The sequence below is a fragment of the Humidesulfovibrio sp. genome, assembly GCF_035560995.1.
Taxonomy (GTDB): domain Bacteria; phylum Desulfobacterota; class Desulfovibrionia; order Desulfovibrionales; family Desulfovibrionaceae; genus Humidesulfovibrio.
In genome coordinates this window covers 1-2,043 of record NZ_DATMYK010000316.1, presented here as the reverse complement: position 1 = coordinate 2,043, position 2,043 = coordinate 1, and the positions used below count along the sequence as shown (strand labels likewise).

At 66.0% G+C, this 2,043-nt stretch carries 1 protein-coding gene and 1 pseudogene; both read right to left on the bottom strand.

The window, feature by feature from the left end; genetic code table 11:
• Window positions 1–186: 186 nt before the first annotated feature.
• Window positions 187–1,614 (bottom strand): Ni/Fe hydrogenase subunit alpha, encoded by a 1,428-nt coding sequence (locus tag VN419_RS12640; RefSeq protein ID WP_325647577.1) that lies wholly within the window; start codon window positions 1,612–1,614, stop codon window positions 187–189.
• Window positions 1,615–1,663: 49 nt separating this feature from the next.
• A pseudogene (locus VN419_RS12635) lies at window positions 1,664–2,043 on the bottom strand (hypothetical protein); the annotation flags it as partial.

Below are 2,043 nucleotides of genomic sequence, written 5' to 3'. Positions count from 1 at the left end.
GCATGTTAGTTCTTCGTGCCCCGCTTGCATCTTGAACACCTTGCCACAGTGTTCACCAAACGCCACGTCCCCTTCAAGCATCGCTTGAAGGGGACGTGGCGTTTGCCTGTGCGGGGTTCGGGGGCGCACAGCCCCCGCCGGAGGGGGGTGCAGGGGGGACGACGGAGCCTCCCCCCTGCCCTCATCCTACTTTCTGTTGAAGCGCACCAGACTGCGCGCGCCGTCGTCCAGGCCGCGCGCATCGATGCAGTGGGTGGAGCAGCTGATGCAGGGGTCGTAGGCCCGCACCAGCATGGACAGCTTAAGTTCCAGGTCCTTCTCGGACAGGCCGGAGAGCCTGGGCACGAGCGCATCCAGATCCTTTTGGATGTTGGCGTGGTTCTGGTTGGTGGGAATGACGCAGTCGGCCTGGAAGATGCGCCCGGCGTCGTCGTATTCGTAGAAGTGGAACAGGATGCCGCGCGGCACTTCGACGGCTCCCGCGCCGCGTCCGGCGGACACATGCGCGGGTTTTGCCGGGGCCTCCTCGCGGATGCCGCGCACGAGCAGCTCGTCCACCTGTGTGATGGCTTCCTCCACCGTGTGCACACATTCCACCAGCTGGGCCAGGGTGATGAGGAAGGGGTTGGTCTCGCCCTTCTTGAGGCCCAGTTTCTTGGCCGCAGCTTTGGCGCGCGGCATGAGGAAATCGGCGTTCAGGTTGAAGCGGGCCAGGGCTCCCACCATGTACGACTCGCCCTGGTTCTTGGTCCACTTGGCGGTGGAGGTGGGAATCAGATACTCGCGGGTGATGTTGCGGTACTGGCGCACCGGGCGGCGCTCGTCGCGGCTGGAGCCGATCTCGCCCCAGTACATGGCGTATTCCGCCGGGGAGACCAGGGCCACGTACTCGGTCTCACGCTCGAACTGGGGGAACTTGTCCCGCAGGCCGGCGAAGAAATCCACGGCGAAGTCCAGATTGGGCAGGGTGTCCACCAGCATGGCGCGCAGGCTCACCAGGTCGTCGGTGCTGGGGAACATGGTGAAGCCGCCGGGGGTCATGCGCTGGGGATGCGTGGTGCGGCCGCAGATGATGCGGCTGAATTCGTTGCTCACCCGGCGCGCGGCGATGAACTTGAGCACGGCGTCCTTGTGGGTCTGGGCCAGGGGCAGGATGGAATCCACGCCCATGAGGTCCGGCAGCACGAGATAGGCGATGTGCAGCAGGTGGCTTTGCAGATTCTCGGCGTGCAGGGCCAGGCGGCGCAGCAGGTGCGTCTGCTCGCTCACGTTGATGTTCAGCGCGTCTTCCGTGGCCTGGAGGCTGGCCAGCTGATGGCCAATGGCGCAGATGCCGCAGATGCGCGAGACGATGTGGTGCACGTCGGTGTAGTCGCGCCCGACGAGCATGGCCTCGAAGAAGCGCGGGGCCTCGGGCACTTCCCAGCGGCAGGTGGAAACGCTGCCGTCGGCCTCCACGTCGACCACGATGTTGCCGTGGCCTTCCACGCGGGTCAGGTAATGGACGCGGACCTTCTTGGGGCCCGGCACGTTTTCGGGCACGGAAACAGGCGTCGCCGGGGACTTGGCCTTTTTGGGTTTTGCGGGTGCGGTCTTCGCGGAAGTCTTGGCCATGGTCTCTCCTCTCCTCGGCCCCAAGCCGGGCCGCTGGCTGACGTCGTGACTAGAGGGCGGCGCCGGTATCGCCCAGGAAGAAGCGCAGGAGGTCCTGGATGGCCTTGCGGCTGGTGCCGGGGCGGTCCATGACGATGCGCGCGGCGTCGAGGTTTGCTCCGGGCACCAGGCCCCGGCAACCCCAGCAGTGGGCGCCCTGGGAAACGCAGGCGGCCTTGCAGCCCGCGCGGGTGATGATGCCAAGGCACATCTTGCCCATTTCGTAGCGGCACACGTTGCCCGCCTGCTTGCACTCCACGCACACCGGGAAGTCGGCTATCCAGGGTGCGCGGCCCAGCAGCAGCTCCTTGGTGATGCGCGCGAACTCGGTGGGGTCGATGGGACATCCGGGAATTTCCGCGTCCACCTTGACCACGCTCTTCAAGGGAC